The sequence below is a fragment of the Solibacillus sp. FSL K6-1781 genome (genome assembly GCF_038630735.1).
Lineage (GTDB): Bacteria > Bacillota > Bacilli > Bacillales_A > Planococcaceae > Solibacillus > Solibacillus silvestris.
Genome location: NZ_CP152038.1, coordinates 432,033 through 457,717 on the forward strand (window position 1 = coordinate 432,033; position 25,685 = coordinate 457,717).

The 25,685-nt window shown below is 39.6% G+C and carries 25 protein-coding genes; 15 read left to right on the forward strand and 10 right to left on the reverse strand.

The window, feature by feature from the left end; genetic code table 11:
• The first annotated feature begins 2 nt into the window (after positions 1-2).
• Complete coding sequence (locus MHH37_RS02125; protein WP_342574804.1) at positions 3-737, forward strand: LytTR family DNA-binding domain-containing protein; 735 nt, start codon at positions 3-5, stop codon at positions 735-737.
• Positions 738-890: 153 nt separating this feature from the next.
• Here the strand turns inward: MHH37_RS02125 and helD are convergent, their stop codons facing one another.
• Positions 891-3,113 (reverse strand): RNA polymerase recycling motor HelD, encoded by a 2,223-nt coding sequence (helD, locus tag MHH37_RS02130; RefSeq protein ID WP_342574805.1) that lies wholly within the window; start codon positions 3,111-3,113, stop codon positions 891-893.
• A gap of 19 nt (positions 3,114-3,132) precedes the next feature.
• Positions 3,133-4,155, reverse strand: a complete 1,023-nt coding sequence (locus MHH37_RS02135) for a DUF2804 domain-containing protein (RefSeq protein WP_342574806.1) — start codon at positions 4,153-4,155, stop codon at positions 3,133-3,135.
• A gap of 140 nt (positions 4,156-4,295) precedes the next feature.
• Between MHH37_RS02135 and MHH37_RS02140 the strand changes: the two genes are divergently transcribed.
• The 10 genes from MHH37_RS02140 (at position 4,296) to MHH37_RS02185 (ending at position 13,585) form a co-directional block, all read left to right on the forward strand.
• Positions 4,296-4,793, forward strand: coding sequence for an amidase domain-containing protein (locus MHH37_RS02140; RefSeq protein WP_340797729.1), 498 nt, complete (start codon positions 4,296-4,298; stop codon positions 4,791-4,793).
• 179 nt (positions 4,794-4,972) lie between these two features.
• A complete protein-coding gene (locus MHH37_RS02145) occupies positions 4,973-5,536 on the forward strand; it encodes a nitroreductase (RefSeq protein WP_014824839.1) in 564 nt (187 codons plus the stop codon).
• Positions 5,537-5,745: 209 nt separating this feature from the next.
• Complete coding sequence (locus MHH37_RS02150) at positions 5,746-7,719, forward strand: methyl-accepting chemotaxis protein (RefSeq protein WP_342574808.1); 1,974 nt, start codon at positions 5,746-5,748, stop codon at positions 7,717-7,719.
• A gap of 124 nt (positions 7,720-7,843) precedes the next feature.
• A complete protein-coding gene (locus tag MHH37_RS02155; RefSeq protein ID WP_342574810.1) occupies positions 7,844-8,371 on the forward strand; it encodes a hypothetical protein in 528 nt (175 codons plus the stop codon).
• Positions 8,372-8,470: 99 nt separating this feature from the next.
• On the forward strand, positions 8,471-9,097 hold the full coding sequence (locus MHH37_RS02160) for a general stress protein (RefSeq protein WP_342574812.1): 627 nt from the start codon (positions 8,471-8,473) through the stop codon (positions 9,095-9,097).
• A gap of 334 nt (positions 9,098-9,431) precedes the next feature.
• Entirely contained in the window at positions 9,432-9,734 is a 303-nt protein-coding gene (locus MHH37_RS02165; protein ID WP_014822792.1) for a transposase, read from the forward strand.
• Complete coding sequence (locus MHH37_RS02170) at positions 9,731-10,621, forward strand: IS3 family transposase (RefSeq protein WP_342574813.1); 891 nt, start codon at positions 9,731-9,733, stop codon at positions 10,619-10,621. Before MHH37_RS02165 ends, MHH37_RS02170 begins: the two co-directional genes overlap by 4 nt.
• A gap of 334 nt (positions 10,622-10,955) precedes the next feature.
• The gene (locus MHH37_RS02175; RefSeq protein ID WP_342574814.1) at positions 10,956-11,654 is read left to right on the forward strand and encodes a CoA transferase subunit A; all 699 of its coding nucleotides are present in this window, start codon (positions 10,956-10,958) and stop codon (positions 11,652-11,654) included.
• Positions 11,651-12,286, forward strand: coding sequence for a 3-oxoacid CoA-transferase subunit B (locus MHH37_RS02180; RefSeq protein ID WP_342576201.1), 636 nt, complete (start codon positions 11,651-11,653; stop codon positions 12,284-12,286). Before MHH37_RS02175 ends, MHH37_RS02180 begins: the two co-directional genes overlap by 4 nt.
• A gap of 273 nt (positions 12,287-12,559) precedes the next feature.
• Positions 12,560-13,585 (forward strand): M14 family zinc carboxypeptidase, encoded by a 1,026-nt coding sequence (locus tag MHH37_RS02185; RefSeq protein ID WP_014824833.1) that lies wholly within the window; start codon positions 12,560-12,562, stop codon positions 13,583-13,585.
• Between the two features lie 117 nt (positions 13,586-13,702).
• Here MHH37_RS02185 and MHH37_RS02190 read toward each other — a convergent pair whose 3' ends face one another.
• A complete protein-coding gene (locus MHH37_RS02190; protein ID WP_342574816.1) occupies positions 13,703-14,104 on the reverse strand; it encodes a DoxX family protein in 402 nt (133 codons plus the stop codon).
• A gap of 361 nt (positions 14,105-14,465) precedes the next feature.
• Here MHH37_RS02190 and MHH37_RS02195 point away from each other — a divergent pair, with 361 nt between their 5' ends.
• The 4 genes from MHH37_RS02195 to MHH37_RS02210 all read left to right on the forward strand — a co-directional run bounded on the left by MHH37_RS02195 (position 14,466) and on the right by MHH37_RS02210 (position 17,645).
• A complete protein-coding gene (locus tag MHH37_RS02195) occupies positions 14,466-15,167 on the forward strand; it encodes a hypothetical protein (protein WP_342574817.1) in 702 nt (233 codons plus the stop codon).
• A gap of 117 nt (positions 15,168-15,284) precedes the next feature.
• Positions 15,285-16,040, forward strand: coding sequence for an RNA polymerase sigma-I factor (sigI, locus tag MHH37_RS02200; protein ID WP_342574818.1), 756 nt, complete (start codon positions 15,285-15,287; stop codon positions 16,038-16,040).
• Entirely contained in the window at positions 16,040-17,104 is a 1,065-nt protein-coding gene (locus MHH37_RS02205) for an anti-sigma factor domain-containing protein (RefSeq protein ID WP_342574819.1), read from the forward strand. Before sigI ends, MHH37_RS02205 begins: the two co-directional genes overlap by 1 nt.
• Before the next feature lie 187 nt (positions 17,105-17,291).
• On the forward strand, positions 17,292-17,645 hold the full coding sequence (locus tag MHH37_RS02210) for a VOC family protein (RefSeq protein ID WP_342574820.1): 354 nt from the start codon (positions 17,292-17,294) through the stop codon (positions 17,643-17,645).
• Between the two features lie 196 nt (positions 17,646-17,841).
• On the opposite strand, the gene MHH37_RS02215 is transcribed toward MHH37_RS02210, so the two are convergent.
• From MHH37_RS02215 to MHH37_RS02245, 7 genes are all read right to left on the reverse strand, one after another.
• Positions 17,842-18,039, reverse strand: a complete 198-nt coding sequence (locus tag MHH37_RS02215; RefSeq protein ID WP_014824828.1) for a YwbE family protein — start codon at positions 18,037-18,039, stop codon at positions 17,842-17,844.
• A gap of 70 nt (positions 18,040-18,109) precedes the next feature.
• Positions 18,110-19,027 carry a dipeptidase gene (locus MHH37_RS02220; RefSeq protein ID WP_342574821.1) on the reverse strand — a complete coding sequence of 306 codons (918 nt, stop codon included), beginning with the start codon at positions 19,025-19,027 and terminating at the stop codon, positions 18,110-18,112.
• A 73-nt stretch (positions 19,028-19,100) separates the two neighbouring features.
• Positions 19,101-20,804 (reverse strand): ABC transporter ATP-binding protein, encoded by a 1,704-nt coding sequence (locus MHH37_RS02225; RefSeq protein WP_008409023.1) that lies wholly within the window; start codon positions 20,802-20,804, stop codon positions 19,101-19,103.
• 198 nt (positions 20,805-21,002) lie between these two features.
• On the reverse strand, positions 21,003-22,376 hold the full coding sequence (locus tag MHH37_RS02230; protein ID WP_342574822.1) for a gluconate:H+ symporter: 1,374 nt from the start codon (positions 22,374-22,376) through the stop codon (positions 21,003-21,005).
• Between the two features lie 74 nt (positions 22,377-22,450).
• Positions 22,451-23,464 (reverse strand): 4-hydroxythreonine-4-phosphate dehydrogenase PdxA, encoded by a 1,014-nt coding sequence (gene pdxA / locus MHH37_RS02235; RefSeq protein WP_342574823.1) that lies wholly within the window; start codon positions 23,462-23,464, stop codon positions 22,451-22,453.
• Positions 23,465-23,476: 12 nt separating this feature from the next.
• Entirely contained in the window at positions 23,477-24,763 is a 1,287-nt protein-coding gene (locus MHH37_RS02240; RefSeq protein ID WP_342574824.1) for a four-carbon acid sugar kinase family protein, read from the reverse strand.
• 15 nt (positions 24,764-24,778) lie between these two features.
• Positions 24,779-25,531: a DeoR/GlpR family DNA-binding transcription regulator gene (locus MHH37_RS02245; protein WP_342574825.1), complete on the reverse strand. Its 753-nt coding sequence runs from the start codon at positions 25,529-25,531 to the stop codon at positions 24,779-24,781.
• Between the last annotated feature and the right edge of the window lie 154 nt (positions 25,532-25,685).

The window sequence follows — 25,685 nt, forward strand, 5'->3', positions numbered from 1 at the left end:
ATATGAATATTGTTATTTGTGAAGATGATCGAGTTCAATTGGAGAAAACGAAAGAAATAATCGAGAACTACGCTATGATGGAAGATAACGGAATGAAAGTAGTACTTGCTACAGCTAATCCTCATGATGTTTTATCATTTTTACAAGAAGACAAGGCTGACTGTTATTTTTTGGATATCGATTTAAAAGACGAAATTACTGGTATTACATTAGGAAGCAAAATTCGGGAAGAGGATCCTATTGCCAGCTTAGTGTATATTACAACACATGCAGAAATGAGCTTTCTTACGTTTATTTATAAATTGGCTGCACTAGATTTTATTATTAAAGATAATCCGGATTCGTTAAAGGAAAAGTTATTGTCAACTTTAAAAGAGGCTCATCGACGTTATTTAAAGTTGGGTGAACAAGACAACATTCAAAAACTGCAAATCAAAACAACGGGACGTACGCATAATATCGATTTTCAAAACATTTATTTTTTTGAAGCTTCACCAGACTCCCATAAAATTATCTTACATTTGGAAAATGAACATATTGAATTTTACGGACGGTTAAAAAATTATGAAGGGTTACATCCTGATTTTTACCGCTGTCATAAATCTTTTATAGTGAATAAAAGTAAGATAAAAAACATTGATTCAAAAGAAAGATCTATTAATTTAGATAATGGTGAACTTTGCTATGCATCAGCAAGGCTTATTAAAGGTTTGTTAAAGGAAACTACTTTAACTTGAAGGGTGAAGGGGGATTGGATACAGCGCTTTGCACTGTAAGCCCGACTCTATAGCGTAACGGTATAAAGGCGGGCACAAAGAACAGCGGAATTAACTAAAGAGCTATATGAGAACACTCTTTAACTTGTTAGGTTAATAAACGCATATCTACGTTCACTTCATTAAAAAAGCCTCTTTCGAAGGGCCAATCAAATAAAGCTCGTGCATGGCGCGGGTTAAGGCTACATACAGCAGTTTCCGGTCAAGAGGGTTGTCATCATACGGTGTGTCAAATGATGTAAGAATGACCGCATCAAACTCTAACCCTTTTGCCAAGTGACTTGGGATGACGAGAAGTTTTTGCTGATCAATTGCTGAATTCTCATCAAGTAACTGAGCCGGAACATCGGAGTTTTCAAGCTGTCCGATTAACTGAACGGCTTCATGTGTTGTCTTACAAATAAGCGCAATGGATTGATGCTGATTGTCGCGGATTTTTACAAGCACGTCTTGAATAATAGCGGGATCAAACCCTTCCGCGACAATAAATTCAGGCTCTTTTCCATGACGGACAACAGGTTCAACTAGAGGTAAATCCTCATCCATCTGCATCAGGATTTCATTGGCAACATCCATAATTTCAATTGTTGTTCGGTAGCTTTTTTGAAGTGTTGCATACGTTGCGCGCGGGAAAAGAGAAAGTACAGGCTGCCACTCTGTCAGGGACCGGTAGCTATGAATTCCTTGAGCGAGATCGCCAACCATTGTAAACATATCCGTTTCAAGGCCGGCTTTTAAGGCAGCAAGCTGAAAATAGCTGTAATCCTGTACTTCATCGATAAACACGACGCGCATTTTCCACTTATCATCAATACCTTTGATCTTTGCCTGCAAAAAGTAAAGGGCAGCCAAATCTTCCAGCACCCACCGTTCTTTCTGGTGAGCCTTTATAAAATGAGCAACATCTTCCAAGGGCCATTCTGGAGCCACTTCACCCAATAATTCACGGTTCGTCAAAAGCTCTCGGTACAGCTGCTTCACTTTCACTTTTTGGAACTTCTTCATATAAACTGTTGCAACGGATTTTGCTTCCTGTTTAATTTTTGGAACACGGGCATCCCTTTCATCAATCAGTTTTGTCACTGTACGACGGCGTTTCTCTGCGTCACGCATCCCATTTAGCGCACGACCGATTGCATCTTCATAGCGCGTATTCAATGTAGCGAGCACTGCTGCAGTTTTCCGCTTTACCTCTGTTTGAATCACCTTTTTAATACGTTCAAGCCGCTTTTCCACAGGCATATAATGGAATTCAACCAAAAACAGCTTTCGTAAATGCTCGCCTTTCATAATGCGGTATTTTTCGATGAATACATCTTCAAACAATGCTGCAAGCTGCTGTTCATAGTGCTCGATATAGCGGTTCATCATGAGCTCGTAAAATGCACTGCCTTTTGTTTTCGAAATCATGGCATACTCTTGCTGTACGGAAGGGTTTGCGATGAGCTGCTCGAGTTGTTCATTCGGATTTTGAAGTTTTAATTTTAGGTTCAGTGCATCAAGCACATATTGCGCATAAGTTGTCTGGCAAATTTTATCGACGCCAAGCTCCGGTAATACATCGGCAATATAATCGATAAATAACCGGTTCGGTGCGAGAATCATTAACTGTTCTGGATTGAAATGCTCGCCCATCGTATAAAGGAAATACGAAATCCGGTGGAGGGCAATTGTTGTTTTACCTGAACCTGCCGCACCTTGTACAAGAATCGGCTGGCGTAAATGTGCACGAATAATTTCATTTTGTTCTTTTTGGATAGTGGAGACGATTTCCGTTAACCGGACATCGGCTTTTCCTTCGAGCGCTTCCTGGAGGAGCTCATCATTTGTTGTTAAATCGACATCACGGTAATTGATCAGCTCGCCATTTTCAATTTTATATTGGCGCTTGGCAAACAAATGACCGGAATGTGTTTCATCCCGGACATCGTATGTAATATCGCCAAGCCGGCCATCGTAGTAGACGTTTGCGACAGGGGAGCGCCAATCAACAATGATTGGTTCATGTGTTTCGCTGTGGAAAAGCGAGGTTTTTCCGATATAAAGAAATTCCTCATCTTCGTTTTCACGCTGAAAATGGATTCGTGCAAAATACGGTTTTTGACGAATCGCTTCCAACCCTTCTTTTTGATTACGGGCAAGCTCGAAAAAACGGGTATTCATTAAAATGTTCAGGAAGCTGTCACTGGAATCCAAATATTCCACATTGGCCATCGCAGTACGAATATTTTCCTGTGCCGTCTCAATATCTCTTTTTGAGCTATTTAATATCCGGTCCATATAATGGATCGTTTCGTGCAGGCGCTGTTGTTCCTGTTTAAAATCTTGAGCTGTCATTAAATTTCCTCCTCACGCGTTACCACTTTGCAACATGTTCTTCAATGCAGCCAAGCATTTGCTGGATGTGCAGTGTTTTGCCATCATCAAGCTGAATAAATCCATCATAATAACCGACCATTTGGTGGACAGAGGAAACGATGAGTTTAGCATTCGTTTCTGCTACACGTTCAAAAAATGGTGTGAAAGTTAAGTTGACGCGTCCGCTGAATTTCGTTTTGATCGTCCACGGATGCATGAAATTGGTGCGATCATAGTGAAACAGAACATCTTCATGAATTTTCGTCATATGCCCGTCGATAAAAATGGCATTTTCGGTCATGCCTGTTCCATCCGTCCATTTACCGCCAAAGTTCAAACCAATCCGCTGACCACGAACTCTCTGTGATGCCATGCCCCAATTCCATGTTGCTTCACGAGGCCAAACACCGCGGCCATAATCGAGTACAGCAAAGCTTTCTTCCGGTGTAAACGTAAAGGTGCGGTTCCCGATTTTTACAGAACCCGAAGTTGGTAACGTGTGATGTTTCGCCGTAAATTGGAATGTACGGCGATTCCATGGAATGACCACATTGAGGGAGTCATCGCCTTTCGGATGTGCAATTGTGAGCTCTGCATGCAAAGGGTCACCATCAAAATCAGGCGCGGTCACTGTTAAATGGGTCTCGCGATTGAAGTATGTAAGTTGGATGGACATTTCCGTATTTTTATATTGAATTGTTTCCAGCACTTGCGTCGGCATTTTTACTTTTGCCCCAAGTGGAATTAAGAATGTTTTTTCAAAGTAACGTTGTGTCTCGTATTCGAGGAAATAAACAAAGCATACAGCCGCATAATCCATATGACTGATTGTCGCGGAAAATAAAATTTCCTCACCATATACACACCAGTAATTCCATTTTTTCTTGCGCATAAAATGCCCTGACAAATTACTGTCGATAATAGGTCTACGTGCAAAACCGATTGCTTCCGGATTTAAATTCCCTTTTTTATCGCAAAGGGCTATAGGAAGAAAAATTTCCCTTTCTGCATGTTGTGTCATCATAATTCCCCCTAACCGTTTCATAATTTCAATAAAATAATTGTATCAAAGATTTACAAAAACAGGGGATTTTTGCTCTACATTCACAACACTTTCATAATTAGAAAGTACTCGACATACGCTGTGAAAAAAGGAGAAGATTGTTGCCTACTTATAATCGGATGGCTGCTGTGGCTTATGCAAATAGATGGTGGGACAGCTTTAATCCTGAATATCCGGTATTTCGGGATGACTGTACGAACTTTATCTCCCAATGTTTACGTGCTGGAGGGGCTCCAATGCGGGGGGCACCGAATCGTGGGCAAGGCTGGTGGATGATCGGACAACCGGAGCGCTGGAGTTATAGCTGGTCTGTTGCACACTCCCTTCGCTGGTATTTGGAAACGTCGACGCAAGGCTTACGCGCGACAAGGGTAAGCTCTGCAAGTGAACTGCAGCTTGGAGATCTAATTTTTTACGATTTTACGGGGGATGGTCGGATAGATCATAGTACAATTGTGACGCGAATTGAGCAGGGGGTTCCGTATGTAAATGCCCATACATCCAACAGCAGCGACCGCATCTATACGTATGAAGATTCCACTGCCTATACTCCAAACATGCAGTACTACTATTACCATATTGAAGATGAGTTTTGAATGTCTTTAAGAGTGTGGTGAAATAAGCGGAGTTTTTTCCGCCTGTTTAATCCGTTGCTTAATCGAATTGTGGTAACCTCCTTATAATGAACTTTTTTAATAGAATTCCCTCAATGTAATATGTTAAATAGAGAGCATTCATGCTAATGTAATAGTAGTAATTGAAGGAGGATTTGGCGATGACTTTATCAGTAAGAGACGCAGTATTACAACGCCGTTCGATTAAACTGTTTAACGGACAGCAAGTTGACAAAAAGGCAGTAATGGAAATTTTGGATGATGCAAAATGGGCACCGAATCACGGCAACCGTCAGCCATGGCGCATTGTAGTAGGTGCAGAGGAGCAGCTGCCAAAAGTACATGAACTGCTTCGAGACCTTGCAGTTCCTAAATGGCAGGAGCTTTCAGAAGATGCGCTTGCTATTCAAATGAAGAAATTCACATTGGCAGGGGCTTATGCATTTGTGCTTGTGACAGAAGATGTTCGTCAAAAAGAACGGTTGGAAGACTACGCGGCAGCCGCTTGCTATTTACAAAATGTGCAACTGCTGGCGTGGGAAAAAGGGATCGGCACGTGCTGGAAAACTCCGGGCTTTTTAGACAATCCGAAATTCCGTGAAGCATTAAATGCACAGCCACATGAGCGTGTCATTTCGATGTTCCAGTTCGGTTATTACGATAATGTGCCAAATGTAAGAACACGAAAAGACCTTTCTGAATTCGTAACGGAGTTTGGCCAATAATGGAGTGAATGCATGAGGAAGCGGTGACTTCCTTATGCATTTTTTTATGGAACCTACTCAAATACTTAAATATTATATTTTTGCAACAATATTTACTTATACTTAATTGGGAATCGAGATACTTACATTATAAAATTGAATGTTGTATATAAAAATAATAGATGAGAAATTCATTCGGGATACGGAGAGATTTCACCAAAGGAGTTACTATGCAATTTAAAAGTTTAAAGACCCGGCTAATGATAATCTTGTTGTTAGTTGGAATTATTCCTGTATTTACGACGGTTACGTACAATTATTTTGCAACATCAAACAGCTTCGAAGACATTCAATTTGATAAGCAAAATGAAATAGAACAAGGTGTTTCACAATATTTTGAGAACACCGCAGCCGACTTGCAATATTTAGCAGAGCTGTATGCCAAAGATCCGGAAATTCAGCAATTGCTCATTAATACTGATCGTGCTGCTGTTCAATCTGCTGGTGAAGCACTGTTTAATAAATTAAATGCGCAACATAAACTGGCCGTCATGGAAATTGGCGATGAAAAAGGCAAGGTATATTTAAGAGGTCATAACCCTACAAAATTCGGTGATGACAAGTCAGATATTCCCGCAATTCAAGGCGCACTAGAAGGAAATGCTTACAGCGGATTTGAGTATGGTTCAAGCGGATTGGCTGTACGAGCATTTGCCCCGATAGAGGTGAATGAGCAAATCGTCGGGACATTGCAAATAGGCCTTGGCAATGAGTTTATTGCAGAAGTTCAAAATTTATTCCCGGGTATGTCACTTCAACTTCTTAATGGAGAGGGTGAAATTGTTGAATCATCCGAACAAGCAAATATTGGCACCAAGCTAAACGGTCAGGCAGTTTCGGATGTTCTTGCCGGAAAATCAAGTCAGTATAAAAATGATGGCGACCATATAATCGAAAGCTTTTTACCAATGGAAGACCCGGCTGCAGTTTCGGTAATTGGCGGCATTCATCTCATACAAAATATAGAAGAAACGCAATCCGCAATGGCCAGCATGATCAACATGAGTGTCGCAATTTTAATCATCACAATCATTCTTGCTGTCCTTGTTGCATTTTTCTTTAGTCGCTCAATAACAAAGCCGATCATGCATACATCACAACTGATGCATGTACTAAGTAGAGGCGATTTGACGCAGCGTATGGACGAACATAATCGTCACGATGAAATAGGCCGGTTAATGACGGGTATGAAAGTGATGCAGGAACAGTTGCATGGGACAATTTCGGAAGTTTCTTTTGCATCAAGTAGTGTTACAGCGCAAAGTACAATGCTTGCTCAATCGACAAATGAAGTATCTACTGGTGCACTGGCGATTGCCGAAACGATGGAAGCCCTGTCGCGAGGGATTGAGACTCAAACAAATGAAATCACCGAAGTATATGACGCGGTAACAGATTTTTCTCAAACATTGAAGGAAACAACCGAGCAAGGAACAAAACTTGAAACGCTATCGCATAACGTTCTTTCCCTTTCATCGGAAGGTACAAAAATGATGGAAACTTCAAATGGCCAGATGGAACAAATTCATGACATGATGCAGACAGCCATTGAAAAAATGGGGGATTTAGGACAACGGGTTGGGCAGATTTCATCATTTGTGAAAATTATTGAAGATGTCGCAAACCAGACGAATCTGCTTGCATTAAATGCGTCAATCGAGGCAGCTCGTGCCGGCGAACATGGTAAAGGGTTTGCCGTTGTAGCCGAAGAAGTGCGCAAACTTGCCGAGCAAGTAGCCAAATCGGTAACGGAAATTACAACGATTGTCGGTACAGTTCAGTATGGGACGAAAGAATTGAGCAATTCATTACAGCAAGGCTTTACGACAGTTGAAGCAGGTTCATCGCAGCTTGCAGGTACTGCCGAAACGTTCAGGGAAATCGAACACTCTGTACTGCAAATGGATCAGTTTATGAAGCAAGTGCTTGTTCAGCTACAAGCGATGAACAAGGAAGGGCAGAATATCAATGATTCCATGCAGGAAATTTCAGCGATTACAGAAGAAACTACAGCTAGCGTAGAAGAAACAACGGCTACAATTGTTCAAACAAGTGCCACGATGGAAAATGTTGCGGCAACGACAGAGCAACTCGCTGAACTGGCCGAGAAGTTGGACGCTATTGTGAAAAAATATAAAGTATAAAGTGTAAAAAGCAAAAGGAGTTGCCGCATCGTGCTGGCAGCTCCTTAATTATTCTCTTCCGAATAATTTGGAAGGTTTGATGGTAACGTAGTATACAATTCATCTAAGAAAGGATGAGATATCAATGAAAAAAGTATTATTTCTGCTCGGGCTTCTATTATTGGCAGGGTGTTCGGAGGAAATAGTCGCGTATGAAGGGATGCCATTAAAGATTGCCGTTTTAGGGGAGTTCCACGACAGTTACAATACAAATATAGATATTGTAGAAATTACATTTGAAACACTTGAAGAAGCGGTTACGAATCGGGCATTGGAATATGATGCACTTTTTATTACTCCTACTGTATTTGGACAAGCTTCCCAGGATGAATATATTAAAATATATAAGGATGCACAAATTCCAATCATCTATTATGGTGCAGCGAAAGGGCATTTTGCTTTTACGAAAGAAAACATAACTTACGATACACTGCACTTTCAAAATTTGATAAACGGTTCACATTCAACGCTTTATTTACATAATGAAATTCCAGTAGGAGATGAATTGTCAGAGATCAAATGCGATGTCGACGTATTCAATTTTTACTTAAACGGTGACCGCTATGATGTTATGCTGAAAGAAATTTATGAAAAAATTGAAACGCTAACTTGAATTGATTGGGGCAAAAATCCTTTACGCTATTTTTGAAAAGGTTTTGTATGAGGGAGATGGGGAAAAGGTACTTACGAATAATTTAATGGAGGGATGCAAATGTTTTTTGATGAGCCGAAACAGAAAATTGATGTTGCCTATACGAAACAGGAATTGCTAGAAAAACTCCAGGAATTACGTAGACCGGACAATGAATTGGAAGGTACACATATTTACGTTTTAACAAAGGATGTGGACGAATTTCACTCCATCGCACGCGATCAGCAAGTGTCGCTTATTACAACAAATGGTGTCCGCAGTATAGTGAAAACAGCATTGACGAAGGAATCGCCAATTGAAGAGAAAATTCGCCGTCTCGGTTTACCGGAAAATAAGCGGCTTGAATACGAAAAAATTATTGAAGATGGCGGGAAACTGCTAATAACAGGTACCGACCCGTTTGATGAAGAAGATTGGACAGGCCATACACTCGATGATTGGATTACAAACCGTTCTAATCCATCGAACCTCATTAACAAAGAGGTAATGGATGAACGCCCTGTACCATTTGAGCCTGAGAAAAAGTATGAAGCATTGCCGAATACAAGTGTTGCAGGAGACTTTGGACGCAGCAATGATGTGGATGATCCGGATATTATTCCGTTAAAAGACGATCAGCGCATTGTTCGCGACCCGAATACAAAGGAAATTGGGATTTATCAGGCACCGCATGAAAAACAAAATTAAAATGGAGAGTCAGACTGTTCTTTGGGCAGTTTGGCTTTTTTATTTGGGATGGAGTGGAACTTATTAGAACAATTGAAAGGGTTATTTGAAAATGTGGGAGCGTTATTAGAAAGTCCGGGGTGTTTTTATCAGCGTAGACTGTATTTTTGCTCGGATCAGGTGTTAGAAGGCGGGAGCGGATTTTATTAGAAAAGTTGAGGAAGTTATTAGAACAACGGAGGGGGATATTAGATAATGCGCAGAGGATATTAGAACAAATGAGGTTAGTATAAAAAATGGACACGTCTTAAGAGACACTTTAAGATTAAGATATCTAAAAAAGGACGTGGAACCGATGAAAGAAAAACAAACTCGTAAGCGATTAGACGCACAAACAAAAGAATACATTTTAAAGTCTGTTTTAGAAGATGGCGCAAAAGTTTCAGATCTGGCATTTAAGTTTGAAATTGGGTCTTCAACTATCCATAAATGGATTAAAGATTATCGTGAATCGAAAAATCAGGATGTCACACGTTACTTTACTTCTAGCGAAGTAGATAAGTTGCAGGCAGCGTTTGATAAGAAGTTACGGGATTTGGAAGAAGAGAATGAAATTCTAAAAAAGGCTATGCACATCTTCGCGAAAAACCCCGAGTGATTTATGCATTCATTGAAAAGCATAAAAACGACTTTGGCATTGCGATGATGTGTAAAGTATTGATGGTTTCAAAAAGCGGTTATTATGATTGGCGTAAAAAACAGATACAGTCCTTATCGGAAAAAGAAGTACGTGATACAGAAATTGCCCATCAGATTCATCGATCGTATGCGAGGAGTTTTGGTACATACGGTAGCCCTCGAATTGCGCAAGACTTAGCGAGTTTAGGTTATGTCTGTTCGCAAAAGAAAATTGCGAATATGATGCGAAACCTTGGGTTAAGTGCCATAATCCCGAAAACTGTTCAACGAACAACGGATTCCAATCACCATCAATTTATTTATCCGAATCTAGTCAAACGTCAATTTCAAGTAAAAGATAAAAATAAAGTATGGGTCGCAGATATAACTTATATCCGAACACTGGAGGGGTGGGTGTATCTTGCGTCAATCATGGATTTATATTCTCGTAAAATCGTCGGCTGGGCCATCGCAGATCATATGGAAGAAACATTAGTAGATCAAGCCTTGAAGCATGCTTTAGCAGTTCGAAAACCCGAAAAAGGATTAGTTCATCATTCAGATCGAGGCGCACAATATTGTGCCACAAGCTATACAAGAACTTTAAAAGAACATGGGATTAAAATTAGCATGAGTCGTAAAGGAAATCCCTATGACAATGCGTGTATTGAATCTTTCCACGCCACAATCAAAAAAGAATGGATCTATCGTCACCGTTTCGAATCCAAAATAGAAGCAAGAAAGAGCGTGGAGTCATATATCGTAAACTTTTACAATGAACGACGACGCCATTCAACAATCGGTTATTTATCACCAAACCAATTTGAGAGAAATCAACAGGAGCCCGTTTGTCAAAATGCCTCATAAAGTTCTCTTACAGGGTTTTCATCCCTCCATGCCCAGGTCTGGGCATGGAGGGATGAAAAGCAGAGCAACCGAAGGGCGGTAGCAAAAAAAAGTCTCTTAACGTTTGTCCGAAATATTGACGGAAGACCACAAAGGACGGACATTTTAGAACATCCCGGGAATATATTAGAAAACCGGCTGTTTATTAGAACAAATCGAAATATATTAGAACATTTCAGGATTTTTTAGAAAACTGCTGCTTAAACCGCCAACCCGAAAATAGAAAAACAGATTTTTAAAGGGAATCCAGTCTTTTTGTAGAATATTTTGTATGGATGTGAAAGGGGATAGGGACATGGACAAAGTAGTAGCTTCTGTACAACAGGCGATTCAGGCAATAGACGATGGAGCTGTATTATTAGTGGGGGGCTTCGGGTTATGCGGTATTCCGGAAAATCTAATTCAGGCGGTAAAAGATAAAGGAACAAAAAATCTGACGGTTGTCAGCAATAACTGCGGTGTCGATGATTTCGGGCTCGGCATTCTGTTACAAGACAAGCAGATTACGAAAATCATTGCTTCTTATGTAGGGGAAAATAAAACATTTGAACAACAATTTTTAAACGGTGAGCTAGAAGTGGAATTAACTCCACAAGGTACATTGGCAGAACGCATTCGTGCTGGTGGTGCAGGTATACCAGGATTTTACACGGCAACAGGTGTTGGTACGCCAATCGCAGAGGGGAAAGAGACGAAGGAATTCGACGGCAAGAAATACTTGTTAGAACGCGCGATTACAGGAGATTTTGCGCTTGTAAAAGCATGGAAGGCCGATCGTTCCGGGAATCTTGTGTTCCGTAAAACATCGCGCAACTTTAATCCGCTTTGTGCGACAGCAGGTAAAGTGACGATTGTCGAAGTCGAGCAGCTTGTCGAAACAGGCGAACTGGATCCGGATGAAATTCATCTGCCGGGAATTTATGTGCAACATATCGTCCATAGCGAGTCATTTGAAAAGCGCATTGAACGACGTACTGTAAGGGAGGAAGCATAATGGATGCTCGCATGAAAATTATCCGACGCGCGGTGAAGGAAATACAGGACGGAACATATGTGAATTTAGGTATTGGGATGCCAACTTTGATCGCAAATGAAATCCCGGAGCATTATAATGTGATGCTGCAGTCGGAAAATGGACTGCTTGGAATTGGACCATACCCGACAGAAGCGGAAGTCGATGCCGACCTGATCAATGCGGGGAAGGAAACGGTCACAGCAAAAGTGGGCGCGACGTTTTTTGATAGCGCGGAAAGCTTTGCGATGATTCGTGGTGGGCATATTGATTTGGCTATCCTCGGCGGAATGGAAGTGTCGGAAGCGGGAGACTTGGCTAACTGGATGATTCCAGGAAAGGTAGTAAAAGGGATGGGCGGAGCGATGGACTTAGTTGTCGGCGCGAAAAAGGTCATCATCATTATGGAACATACGAACAAATACGGTGTGTCCAAAGTAAAACGTGAATGCTCATTGCCATTGACAGGAAAAGGCGTTGTTCACCAGTTAATTACTGATCTGGCGGTATTTAATTTTCAAGATGGCAAGATGCAGCTAGTGGAGCTTCAGGATGGTGTGACATTAGAGGAAGTGGAAGAAAAAACAGAGGCTATGTTTGAAGTGAAACTGTAAAATCATGCGCAAAAAGCAGCTCAGCTTTTTGCGCATTTTTAATTTCCATACAACAGGGTTTAGTGACTTTTACTCTATAAAAACTTGAAAAGAACAGCGAAATAGTGAGTAAAATAATATACACCATTATTGGTAAATTAAAACAAATGCTCTATGTTTGATGCAATTAAATTGATAGATTCCCTCTATATACGATTATCGAATTGGTGGATATTCTTATAGTATGAATTATCATTTTAATAATTTTGAAAATTAAAGTAATGGAGGGGTCTTATGAAAAAGAAAGCGTTAGCACTATCCTTAACGGGTATTTTGGCACTGGGAGCTGTTACACCAGCTTCATTAACTGCCTATGCTGTAGGTGAAGGACCGAACTATGGTGGAAATGAATCGATTCAAACGTCAATCCTATATACGTACGATGAAATGGTTAATTATCTTAAAAAGCAAGATGCGAAACAAGATGCTATGCAACTTGAGGTGATTGGTCAAACGGTAAAAAAACGAGATATTTACATGGCAAAATATATTAAAAATCCAAATAACCCGACAATCCTATTTTTGACACAACAGCATGGTAATGAACAATTAACTACAGAAGGTGCACTAGAATTTATCAAGCATCTTGGAACAGGTAAAACAAAAGGCGTTCTGGATAATGTCAATATACTTATTGTGCCTATGTTAAATGCAGATGGTGCGATGGGAGATGTCGATTTTTCTCTTGATGATTACATCGCTGATGGTGGACGAAATTTAACACGCTACAATGCAGTAGGGGCAGACTTAAATCGTGATCATGTTGATAAAGTGCACCCGGAAACTCAGGCTCTTCATAAAAATGTTTTACAAAAGTATAAAATTGATTACATGATTGACCTGCATCACCAAGGCACTCAAGCGAGACGAGACGGGAAATTAGTATCAGGTTCTATGCTTTATCCTACAAATGATAAAGTAAAACCAGAAGTACTAGAGAAGTCGAAAAAATTGGGGGCCGTTGTATTTAATGCCGTTGATTCTACTGGATGGGGACATTTAGCTAAATATAATGGCGGTAATGGTGAGAATATCGGCCGTAATGGTGCCGCAGTTCAATATGATATTGCTACACTGCTATTTGAAATGCGCGGAATGTCCGATCACTTTAATGAATCGGCAGTTATCGGTCAAAAAAGTAATGGTTACTTAATCAAACAAACGATTACAACACTTGATGCTGCGGTTCAAGCAATAGCAGATCGTTCAATTGAAAATGCAGATATCAGTTTCTGGGACACATTGGATACTCAAAGATAACGGGGAAATGGGGCCAAAAGCCGTAACCGCTTTTACGGTACTTGTATCCTTATGAACTGAAAAAGGAGCAAGAGAGTCTTGTTATGGACATCTTTTGCTCCTTTTCTCTATTCACTGTTAATCTGCGTTGTTCATTAATTTAGCATCTAGTGATAATGGAGAACGATCTGTGAACATGAAATAAATGCCTAGAGCTACGTAAACAACCTCTAATTCATATCCAGCGTAAGTACCGTCACCAAATAATCCAAGTGATAATTTAGCTGTGAAGATTGCACCAATCATAATCACTGCAAATACTGCGCCGATTACACGAGTACCAAGTCCAAGAATTAATAATAAACCACCGACTAATTCAACAATTGCCACTACAAATGCAAGACCACTCATTAAACCAAGTGATTCGAAGTAACCTGCTGTATTCTCGATGCCTCCTTGAAACTTAACAAATCCATGGTAAAAGAACATAAAACCAAACACCACTCGTACAAATAATGATACCCATTGTTGTCTTGTCATAAAAAAATCCCCCTAATAACTTTTTGTAAATTACTTATTAAAAGTAAGTGAAAAGGTGTAAAATAAAGTGATCTACAATAATGTAGGTCACACCTAATCGATTACTTTTCGTAACTTAGTGTAATAAAGTAATCTGATTGTTTCAATGATATCAGCGTAACTAAAAGGAAAATAGGTATTTTCGACCGAAGATAGCGGTTAAGGACGAAATTCTGAGATGTTGTTTAGATTTGTAAGGGGGCAATGTTATGTGTAAGGGTTAGTTATAAAAATTTACTTACCGACCCCCTTAAAACGTAAATACTATCCGAATAACTGGTATGTCCATAAATGGGGCAAAAAAATATTGAGGTGATTGACAATGCAAAAATGGAAACAAACAAGTGTAGCATTACTTATTGCAGGGTTAGCGGTAACTGGGACAAGCTATGCGTTAGCTGATGAAAAAGAGAATGAAGCTATTGAAATGACTCAACAAGAAAAAGAATTGACTACGGATTTAGTGAAAGAGCCAATTGAAACTGTTCAATTGCCAGTTGTTGAAAAGGTTGAAACAGACAAAGCAACAGAAGAAAAGGCAACAGATGAAAAAGTAACTGAAGATAAAGCGACAGAAGATAAGGAAGTAGAAGAAAAGGTGCTTCCAGAAGCTCCGGAAGGGTATACAGCTGGAAATCTGGATGCGCTTGGAAAAGCCTATGAAAAGGTTCAAAATCCAACTGCTAAAGCAGCAATTGAACGGAATGTGGAGCGTTCCATTGAAAAATGGGAGAATAAACAGTCAGAAACTAATGAACAGCCAAAAGTGGAAGCTCTTGAACAACCGGAAACAATAGATCCTGAACAAACAGAGGTAAAACAAGAAACAGTGAAGCAAGAAATGCCGTCAAAACAAGAACAGCCTGCTAAAGTGAAACAGGAGAAAGCTGAAAAAACTGAAAAGGCTCCTGCTCCTCAAGCACAATTAAATGCACAACATAGAGAACAAAGACAAGAGCTGAGAGCAACTCAAAAAGCAGAGCGTGAAGCTTTAAAAGAAGAAAGTAAAGCGAATAAAGAATAATAAAAGAATTGGAAAAATGAAAAGAAAAGCAGATTTTTAATATAAAATTACTTTTCAATTTAAGTTATACCCATTAAAATCAGGGCAATCGATACTAATGGGAACGGAGGGAAATCTATGTTTTTGTCATTCATGCAAGAAGTATTCAATAAAAAATCATATGCAGCATTGAATGAGCTTGTATTGAAGGCAAAGAATGGGGATGAGAGGGTCATGAATGACCTTCTCATTGAATTTACTCCGTTTATGAAAAAAACGGCTTCTTTCGTATGCAAACGATCCATTGATGAGCATGATGACGAATTCAGTATTGCGATGAGTGGATTTCATGAAGCAGTATTACAATTCAATCCGACAGAGGATTCATCGTTAACGACATTTTCACATTTGATCATAAAGAGGAGGCTTATCGATTATTTTCGAAAAGAAGCAACGAGAAACGATGTCATTCATTTATTGAAAGACGTGAATGAAACTTCAGGCTTAGATGTCCAACAGTACGTATTTGATCGATCGTCAATCGTCTCCTATTCAAAAGAACAACAGGCGGAAGAACGTCGTGAAGAGATCATAGAATATACCAAACTTTTAAAGAATTATGGTCTATCATTTCAAGAGCTGGCCATGTCATCTCCAAAACATACAGACTCAAGGAAGACGGCTATTCATATTGCGCAAGTTATCGCAGAAACACCTGAATTCTATCATTACCTTATTGCAAATAAAAAATTGCCGGTAAAAGAACTTGAATCGACTGTGGAGGTTTCAAGAAAGACGATTGAACGACAGCGGAAATATATAATCGCAGTTGTATTACTGCTTAATAGTCACTTTGTGTACATAAAGGAATATATAAAAGGGGAACTTATATGATGCGGACATACAGGGGTGTTGTTTTCGAAATAGAAAAAAAATATACTGTATTTCTAACGGAAAAAGGCGAATTTTTACGTGGAATTCCAATTGGTGGACCGCCGAATATTGGAGATGAAGTCGATTTTCATCTAATAAATACGCCTTCTCTTTTTAGTGGAAGAGTGAAGCCGCGATTATTTGGAACAGTTATGATAGCGGCAGTCCTTCTTCTTTCTATCGTAGCATCTTTAATTCCTATGGGTGATGAAGTGATGGCCTACGTTCAATTGGAATCAGACACGGCAGTGGAACTTGGTATTAATGAATCAGGAGAGGTCATTGTTTTACGATATTTGAATGGTACATCTGTTGAGACTAAAAAGAGCCCTGATCATTGGAAAGGTGACTCAATCAGTAAAGTGCTGGACAGAGCTTTGAAGAAATTAACGGCCAAAGGTATCAGTGAGCAAGTAAATATTACAATTATTTATGAAAATAGCAAAAACCAACAGAAGGTACAAAAAATCGTTGGAAATGCAGTTCGTGATGTACAAAGCGCAAATAAAGAATTGACTATGAAAATTGGCGAAAGCACAGCGGAAGAAAGAGCGATGGCCAATATGCAGGAAATGTCTGTTTATAAATTCAAGGAAAGCCAACAAGTTAATCCGGCGAAGGAAATAAAGCCGTCTTCCGAAATCGATGAAGACCGGAAAAATAATCCAGCAAATGAGCACAGAGAAATAAAGACTCCTATCAATAAGGAATCAATCCCTTCAGTGCCGGCTAATGAGAAGGTTAACGGGAATGAAAATGCGAAGGAATCAAGCGGAAATAAAGTTCAGAAATCGAACGGAACTGTTGAAAAGCCAATTAGGGAACAAAAGGAAAAAACCAAGGAGACTCCTGGAGAGAAGGGGAAATCAAGTAACCCTGAACCGGGAAATGGAAATTCCGATAAAGGTAACCAAAGCCCTGCATCACAGCAACCTAAAGAAAATAAAAATGAACAGAAGCAATCGGGAAACGATAATTCAGCAAATGCTGCTTCAAAAAACAAAGACCAACCTAATTCACCTTAAGTGTGCTTTAGTTTAATAAGCAGATTGGCAATATAGAAATACTGAAATGGCTCTTATCCTTGAACAGGATAGGGGCTCATTTTACATTTTATGGGCGTTAGGTGTAATAAGGATACTAAAAATAAAAGGAATTTTATTTAGAATGCCGAATAATTAATGAGCCCAAAATTGAAAAGGCAGGTGTTTTATGAATAATCCTATCTTAAAACAGATTGGCACAGTCTTTATCCCGGTAAGCAATATTGAAAACGCGAGGGATTGGTATTGTGATATTTTAGGGGTGACAGCAGATGGAGAAATTCAGTTTGGTCATCTTTATGTTCTACCAATGGAAGGTACAGGAATTGTGTTAGATAGCAAAATTTATTCAGTAGACAGGGTATTTAAAACTCCAGCATTCCACTTAAATACGAAAAACATCGAAGAGGCGTTTCACTTTATGAGGAAAAAAGGCGTTGAATTGATTACAGAAATTGAACATAACCACTATTTTAATTTCAAAGACCCGGATGGGAATATCTTAATGGTTTCCCAATGCTAATGGGGGATAACTGGTGAAAAAACTCCACTACCTACGAATGTAAGTAGTGGAGTAATTTTTAATTTAACAATTTAATCCTCATTTGCAATAACATAATCCTCAGTGAGTTCCACATAATCCTCAACTTACACTTCATAATCCTCAAAATTCGAATATAATCCTAACCTGTGTCACTAGAGCGAGGAAAGCTCAAAACTTACTTCGGATAAGTCTGACACACACGTCCAATTTGTCCATCAGCCAACCGCACTTTAATGCCGTGGGGATGGGAGCTGCTGTTTGTCAGTAAATCCTTTACGATACCGCGTGTTGTTTTGCCTGTACGCTGGTCTTTTTTTAGTACGATATCAACTTCCAAGCCAGGATAGACATCGCTTCGATTTTTGCCGTTCATAGTAAAACGTCCTCTCATTCATAAGTTTCTTTAGTATAGCACGAAATGATAGAGGACCCGATACTACACACTACTTCGGCAAATGCTTCAAAAAATTCGCAGCTGCAAACCCGCGTACTTCCTGTTCACTATAATGCTTTAACAGCTCATTAATGAGATTTTGATGCATCCCGGCATGTTCGAGATGGGGGATCTTCACATCAATCCCGTCAAAATCTGAACCAAGGCCAATCAAATGCTTCCCGCCAAGTGAGCAAATATAGTCAATATGACGAATCAAGTCCGTCATGCTCGCTCTGTTTGTGCCGTTTATAAATTCAGGATAATACACAACATGAATCGGCGCGTTTTTTTCAATCATTGCTCTTATTTGTGCATCGTTCAAATTGCGCTCATGATTGCAAATAGCCATTGCGTTTGAATGAGAAGCAATTACATAATCGGCATGCTCGATGACATCCCAAAAGCTTCGTTCATGTAGATGAGTAACATCGGTGAACAGCCTGTGCTCATTATTCAACTTGATGATTTCTTTGCCAAACGGTGTAACGCCAATCTGTGATGTACTATGTAAGCCGTCAGCTGCTTCATTGGAGTAATTCCATGTAAGCCCGATCGACAATACGCCAAGCTCACGGAACTGATGCCAAAAATCAATGTCGCCACCGAAAAAGTCAACGCCTTCAATTGTTAAAAAAGCGCCAGTTTGTCCTGGACGGAGCTTATCAAAATCCGTCCATTTCTTAATATGCACAACGTGTTCACTTAGCACTTCCTGCTGAAAATACGCAATCTGTTTGAAAGCAGCAGCCCGTTTTTCCTCCAAAGTTAAAGTAGGGTAAACATAAACCGCAAATGCCTGTGCCATTACATTTCCTGCGCGAAGTTTATCGGCATTTACATCAAGCAGGCCATCGTCAAACCGGTGACCATCCTGCTGCATGCGCCATAATGCATCACAATGTAAGTCAATAACTGGAATATTCATCAAAAAACCCCCTTCATTATGGTGAAAAAAAGGTGAATGACCGCAATCATCCACCTCATCTTAATACTAATCTTTATGCATGATGGAGCCCTGCAAAAATACCGCCTTTTGCGACAAGCTCTTCATATGTCCCTTGCTCTTCAATGCCATTTGGTGTAACAACGAAAATATAGTCCGCATCGCGAATGGTCGCTAAACGGTGCGCAATGATCAATGTCGTCCGGTTTTTCGCCAAATCATTCAACGACTGCTGGATAATCCGCTCAGTCGCCGTATCTAAGGCAGATGTTGCCTCATCCAAAATTAAAATCGGCGGGTTTTTCAGGAACATGCGTGCAATCGCAAGACGCTGTTTTTGTCCGCCAGATAATTTCAGACCACGTTCACCAATTTCGGTTTCAAAGCCATCCGGTAAATTCTCGATAAATTCTAGCAAGTTCGCCTGCTCTGCCGCTGCTTTAATGTCCTCGAAGCTTGCGCCTAATTTACCATATTCGATATTTTCACGAATAGTACCTGTAAATAAAAATACATCCTGCTGTACTGTACCGATTTGCTTGCGGAGCGAATGCTGTGTTAAATCTCGGATATCATATCCGTCAATCGTAATCGCACCATCCGTAATATCGTAAAAGCGTGGGATCAGTGCACTGATCGTCGTTTTCCCTGAACCGGACGGACCGACAAAGGCAACCGTTTTTCCTGCTTCCACCTTAAACGATAGATTGTTCAGAACTTGCTTGCTGTCCGCATATTTGAAGTCCACGTTTTTAAACTCGATATCGCCGTTTAATTGGTCAACATCAATTGCATTTGGGCGGTCGACAATCGTTGGCTCCTGGTCAAGCAGATCGCAGAAGCGTTTAAAGCCAGCCATTCCTTTTGGATACATTTCAAGTAATGCACTGATCTTATCGATTGGCTTGATCAGGACATTTGTGAATAAAATAAAGCTCGCGAACTCCCCGTATGAAAGATCACCATTGTTTGAAAGCCATGCCCCTACAACAAGCACGAGTAATGTCAGTAAACGAGTTAAAATATAAATGCTTGAATGTGTGCCTGCCATTACTTTGTACGCGTAAATTTTCGCTTTACGGAAAAGAGCATTTTGGTTTTTGAAGCGGTTCGTTTCGAATTCTTCATTTGTAAATGATTTCACGACGCGAATACCGGAGAAGCTGTCTTCCACACGGCCATTGACATTCGCGATTTCACTATACATAACGGCCCAGCCTTTTTTCATCCGTCTGTTGCTCCAATACATGACCGCAATTAAAAACGGAACGAAAATCAGAATAATTGTCGCAAGGGTCGCGTTAATATTGAACATAATTGTAAACGCTCCGATAAATGTCATCATTGCGATGAACAAATCTTCCGGACCATGATGTGCAAACTCCCCGATATCGAATAAGTCATTCGTTATACGACTCATTAAATGACCTGTTTTCATATTATCGAAAAACGTATACGGCTGGCGCTGTACATGATTGAACAGCTGCTGGCGCATATCCGTTTCGATATTGACCCCGAGTTTATGCCCCAAATAGTTCACGACATAGTTCATGCCTGTACTTAAAATATATGTCAGTAAAAGAAGCGCACTGATTTTTGTAATCATGCCCCAATCGTTCGTCGGGAGCAAATCATCGATAAACCATTGCACAGCCATCGGGAAAAGCAATTCCAAAACGGCCACAAATACCGCACACGAGAAGTCGATAATGAACAATCGCTTATGCGGCTTATAATACGTAAAAAATCTTGCTAGCATTGTAGTTCCTTTCTGTTAAACAACTCAAAACTGAGTGCAACCGGTTGTATTAGTTAGTGAAAATGATTCTTACTCGGATTATAACATTTTTTAGGAGTTTTTCGAGGGGCGAAATTTTATGTTTAAGGATAGCAATGAAATAAAAATAACGAAAAGGGCTGTTCGAAAGAATTTTCTTTCTGAACAGCCCTCAATCATTTAAATAATGACATTAGCGATTAATAATGTAATTAACCCTACGAACCAACAAATTGTTGTAGGTACAGACCAAACGAGAATCTGTTCCTTCACTTCTTTAATGCCTAACATACGGTTAACAACCCAGAACAAACTATCATTAAAGTAAGAGAAAATAAGGGCACCCATTGCAGCAGCTTGAGCAGCCAAGGCCATATTTACATCTAACGATACTAAAATAGGTGCTGAAATAGATGCAGCAGTAATCATGGCTACCGTACCACTACCTTGAATCAATCGGACAATCGTAGCAATTAAAAATGGAATTAGTACAGCAGGAAGTGGTAAATCTGCAATTTTCGTTGCAATGAAATCACCAGCACCGCTTTCACGTAAAACGAAACCAAAGGCACCACCAGCACCTGTAACAAGTAAAATAACACCTGCTGTTTGAATCCCTTCTTCCATGCGTTCAAGCGTTTCTAGACGATTTAATTTGCTCGTTAATAAATAAATGGCAGCAATTAACCCAATAGATACAGCAATGATCGGTTTACCTAAGAAAATTAAATAACTATAAAACCCGTCTGTTAATTCTAGTGCGTCTAAAGTTGTATTTAAAAATATTAAAACAATAGGTATCAAAATAGGCATAAATGAACGGGTTAAAGAAGGCAATTCTTTCGAACGCTCATCTGCTAATGCGACAAACTCATTGTACGCCATTTTTGCATCAGGACGAATAAAACCGGATTCAGAATCATCGGGAATTTGGTAGATTTTCTTCCCTAACCACTTAGCGTAAAGAACACCTGCCACTAGCATCGGAATACCGAATAGTATACCTAACCCGATCATAATACCGATATCAACCCCGAAGATTCCCGCAACACCGAGCGGGCCAGGAGTCGGTGGAACTAATGAATGGGTAATTACGAGACCGACAGCTAGTGACACACCTAATGCAACAACTGATTTACCTGTTTTTCTTGAAAGCGCTTTAACTAGAGGGCTTAAAATAACGAATGCCGAATCTACGAAAATAGGAATAGAAACGATAAAGCCGGCAACCGCTAATGCCCACTCCTCTTTCTTTTTACCGACAAATTTAATTAATGAATAGGCAAGTGTTTCGGCCGCACCTGAAACTTCCAATAGACGACCCATCATTACACCTAAACCAATGACAATACCGATAGAAGCTAGTGTACTACCAAACCCAGCTGTAATTGTATCTGCTACCGTTGCAGGAGCCATCCCCCCGATAAGACCTGCAATGGATGCAGCAATTAATAAAGCTAAAAATACGTGAATCTTTGTTTTCAATACTAATAATATTAAGACAATTACACCTAGCAATAATCCAGCAATAAGCTGAGTGCCTGAAACATCCATCCGAATAACCCCTTTATTGTATTGTTTAAAGATGGATTCTAACAGCCTGTTACGACTATTAGAATCCAACGGTATTACATATTGTAGCTAGTGAAATTTGGTGCATACTGCGCTGCAAGCTTGATTGCCTCTTCTAAACTAATACTCTCAGCAATATTTTTACCTGCAATATCGAAAGCTGTGCCGTGATCGACAGAAGTTCTTAAGAATGGAAGACCATTTGTAATAGAAATCGTTCTATGGAAGTCTGTCATCTTCGCAGCGATATGTCCTTGATCGTGATATAACGAAAGTACTGCATCATACTTTCCGTTTAAAGCTTGGAAGAAAACAGAATCGGCAGGAACTGGACCTACTGCATCAATACCAGCTTCAACAGCCATTTTAATACCTGGTTTGATTTCTTCTACTTCCTCCATACCAAATAGTCCGCCTTCACCGCTATGTGGGTTTAATCCCGCTACAGCAAAACGTCTATTTTCCACACCTAAACGTTGTAATGCTTTGTCACAGCGTACTAAATAGTCTGCAACACGTTCTTTTGTCATTTGACCAATTGCATCCTTTAATGATAGGTGACGCGTTAAGAAGAAAATGCGCATGCCACGTACCTCAAACATTGTTAACGGGTCATTTGAACCTGCAAGATCTTCAAGCATTTCCGTATGTCCGATATATGGTACTTCTGCAGCTTTTAACGATTCTTTATTAATTGGTGTTGTCGCTAAAGCATGAACTTGACCAGCTAAAGCAAGCTCAACTGATTTTTTAATGTACTCGAATGCACCTTGTCCACCTTGTACTGATACTTCACCATATTCAAGCTTATCGATATCAATATTGTTCAAGTTGATAACATCGATTGTACCTAGCACATATTTGCCATCTTCCGGAGAAGTGATTTCGTTAATTGTTACGTCTGCACTTACGATGTCAATCGCACGCTCGATCACTTTTGAATCTCCAATAATTAGAGGTTTACTAACATCATAAATTTCCTTTTTCGTTAATGATTTCACCGTGATTTCCGGGCCTATGCCAGCCGGGTCACCCATTGGAATTGCGATAATTGGTTTTTCTGTTGTCATAATAAGTTCCTCCTAACAATGATTTGTTAAAAATTTTATACTTTTATATAAGGCATCCTTTTCTCCAGCCATACCGCCTTTTGTAATGATAGGAAGGCCATCTAGCTCGCCACCCATCAATTTACCGTACGCAACTAAAGGGAGTACCTCTTCCTCCAATTTAATTCCTTCCGCATTACTAATTGTGCAAATGGACGAAGTAATATCACCGCCAGAAGAAAAACAGCCACCAACACTATAATTTGTGCTCTGTAAAACTTTCATCGTGACCATGCCGATGCCTGCTGCAATGCGTTTTGCCAAATGTTCTTCAGTAGTTTCGAATTCATTGGCAATAGTAGTTAAATTTAATTGGTCCTGATGTGGTGAGTTTGTTGTCATTATTAAAACATCGTGTGTATCTAGAAACTGAACTGCTTCTTGTGATATCGCTTCAATTTCCTCATCCCATCTCTCATCTAGATGAGTTAAACGATTTGCATCAATGTAATACGGATAGGCATCGGTTTTCTCCAGTAAATATTGAATCTGTTTGGAGGCAGTCGGTGTAATACTGCCGATCGAAGCAACTATTTTCTTGTTTTGCGACTGTTGATTTAAGATGGCCTTTGAATATTTTGCTGTCAAAGGACCTGGATCAACAGGAACTAATGTATAATCGTTAACCTTCAACATTGCTGCAGTAATGCAATCAATATCATCATCTGTCACGGCATCAAGGACAATTATGCGGTTGCCATTGGAAATTTCTTTGTTAATTGCATCTGTCAGTTGTTGTACTTCTAGCAATACCGTTTCCAAACCGATATGAACAACAGGAAACTTACTTTGCTTTTGAATGATATGTGGTACAAATGATTTCTTTAAAGGGTTAACCGGATCTTTTGCGACATCAGTTGTCTGCAGTGGAACACCGTTTACTAATAAGTATCCTCCAGATGTGATGCGTCCTGATTCAGGGAATGAAGCAACGACAATTGCGATAGATTCCTCTCCTAAAGCCTCTAGGATAGTATCAACCTCATATCCGATATTGCCACGTACCGTACTGTCAATCCGCTTACAAATTAAATCAGCTTCCCAGTTTTGGAAATTTTGCAGGGCTGCTTGAACACGTGCTTTAGCTAAATCTGGTTGAACATATCGGCTATCTGTATCTACACATACAGCATTGAAAGCCCCTAAAGTAGGAGGGGTTTGAAATGATGTTAATGTAGTGGCTGAAAATCCTTGTTTCGATAATTTAACGCCTGTTGCATTTGCGCCGGTTAAATCATCTGCAATAATTCCAATTTTCATAGGTAGCTCCTTTCATTAAGAAATTATTGTTATTTTTTCACAAAGTTGAGCATGAAGATCTTCTTCTAAAGAATCAGTAATAAGTCCACCATTAATATCTCTGAAGTCACAAACTTTGACAGTAGACTTTTCATTTGCCTTACTTGAATCTGCTACTAGGTAAGTCGTTTCAGCTGCTGCAATCATTAATCTTTTAATCGCTGCTTTTTCGAAAGTTGGTGCCATAATTCCTGCTTTCGGATGGAAGGCATGGGCACCTAAAAAACATATATCTACATGAATTGATTTTAATAAGCTTTCTGTTAAGGAACCGAAAATTGCGCCAACACTATTTTGAAGCTCGCCACCTGTAATAATGACTTTTGCTTCGCTATTAATAAGCACCGAGGCAATATATACATCATTCGTGATAACGGTTACATTTTTCTTATTACTAAGCAGTTTAGCAATTTCAATTGTTGTCGTCCCCGAATCTAAGAGAATGGTTGAGTTATCTTGAACGAGTGATGCAGCTATTTGGGCAATCAATTGCTTCTGCGCATTATTTTTACTCTCTTTAATTAAAAAGGAAGTTTCATTTACCAATGGCTTATTTAAAACAGCTCCGCCATGAGTGCGAATGACTTTATCCTTTTCTTCTAAATAACTTAAATCACGACGGATTGTCATAGTTGAAACTTGTAATTCGTGAGCAATCTGTTCAATATCAACCTTCTCATGTTCGTTTAAATGCTCTAAAATTAAAGCTCTACGTTCTTTAGGTAACATATTCGCCTCCTAAAATGTTCGTTTTTAACATATGTTAGTTACTATAATGTTAAAAACGAACAATAAAGTCAAGAGTTTTTCGAAAAATCTTGTAATTTTTAAACATCTGAATGTTTAAAAAGAGTTAATATGACTTGTTTAGGCGAAGAAATAA

Excerpts from the sequence above, each read along its gene's own strand:
- MHH37_RS02125 (WP_342574804.1), top strand. The coding sequence starts at position 3 with ATGAATATTGTTATTTGTGAAGATGATCGAGTTCAATTGGAGAAAACG.
- helD (WP_342574805.1), bottom strand. The coding sequence starts at position 3,113 with ATGACAGCTCAAGATTTTAAACAGGAACAACAGCGCCTGCACGAAACG.
- MHH37_RS02135 (WP_342574806.1), bottom strand. The coding sequence starts at position 4,155 with ATGACACAACATGCAGAAAGGGAAATTTTTCTTCCTATAGCCCTTTGC.
- MHH37_RS02145 (WP_014824839.1), top strand. The coding sequence starts at position 4,973 with ATGACTTTATCAGTAAGAGACGCAGTATTACAACGCCGTTCGATTAAA.
- MHH37_RS02150 (WP_342574808.1), top strand. The coding sequence starts at position 5,746 with ATGCAATTTAAAAGTTTAAAGACCCGGCTAATGATAATCTTGTTGTTA.
- MHH37_RS02155 (WP_342574810.1), top strand. The coding sequence starts at position 7,844 with ATGAAAAAAGTATTATTTCTGCTCGGGCTTCTATTATTGGCAGGGTGT.
- MHH37_RS02160 (WP_342574812.1), top strand. The coding sequence starts at position 8,471 with ATGTTTTTTGATGAGCCGAAACAGAAAATTGATGTTGCCTATACGAAA.
- MHH37_RS02165 (WP_014822792.1), top strand. The coding sequence starts at position 9,432 with ATGAAAGAAAAACAAACTCGTAAGCGATTAGACGCACAAACAAAAGAA.
- MHH37_RS02175 (WP_342574814.1), top strand. The coding sequence starts at position 10,956 with ATGGACAAAGTAGTAGCTTCTGTACAACAGGCGATTCAGGCAATAGAC.
- MHH37_RS02185 (WP_014824833.1), top strand. The coding sequence starts at position 12,560 with ATGAAAAAGAAAGCGTTAGCACTATCCTTAACGGGTATTTTGGCACTG.
- MHH37_RS02190 (WP_342574816.1), bottom strand. The coding sequence starts at position 14,104 with ATGACAAGACAACAATGGGTATCATTATTTGTACGAGTGGTGTTTGGT.
- MHH37_RS02195 (WP_342574817.1), top strand. The coding sequence starts at position 14,466 with ATGCAAAAATGGAAACAAACAAGTGTAGCATTACTTATTGCAGGGTTA.
- sigI (WP_342574818.1), top strand. The coding sequence starts at position 15,285 with ATGTTTTTGTCATTCATGCAAGAAGTATTCAATAAAAAATCATATGCA.
- MHH37_RS02205 (WP_342574819.1), top strand. The coding sequence starts at position 16,040 with ATGCGGACATACAGGGGTGTTGTTTTCGAAATAGAAAAAAAATATACT.
- MHH37_RS02210 (WP_342574820.1), top strand. The coding sequence starts at position 17,292 with ATGAATAATCCTATCTTAAAACAGATTGGCACAGTCTTTATCCCGGTA.
- MHH37_RS02215 (WP_014824828.1), bottom strand. The coding sequence starts at position 18,039 with ATGAACGGCAAAAATCGAAGCGATGTCTATCCTGGCTTGGAAGTTGAT.
- MHH37_RS02220 (WP_342574821.1), bottom strand. The coding sequence starts at position 19,027 with ATGAATATTCCAGTTATTGACTTACATTGTGATGCATTATGGCGCATG.
- MHH37_RS02225 (WP_008409023.1), bottom strand. The coding sequence starts at position 20,804 with ATGCTAGCAAGATTTTTTACGTATTATAAGCCGCATAAGCGATTGTTC.
- MHH37_RS02230 (WP_342574822.1), bottom strand. The coding sequence starts at position 22,376 with ATGGATGTTTCAGGCACTCAGCTTATTGCTGGATTATTGCTAGGTGTA.
- pdxA (WP_342574823.1), bottom strand. The coding sequence starts at position 23,464 with ATGACAACAGAAAAACCAATTATCGCAATTCCAATGGGTGACCCGGCT.
- MHH37_RS02240 (WP_342574824.1), bottom strand. The coding sequence starts at position 24,763 with ATGAAAATTGGAATTATTGCAGATGATTTAACCGGCGCAAATGCAACA.
- MHH37_RS02245 (WP_342574825.1), bottom strand. The coding sequence starts at position 25,531 with ATGTTACCTAAAGAACGTAGAGCTTTAATTTTAGAGCATTTAAACGAA.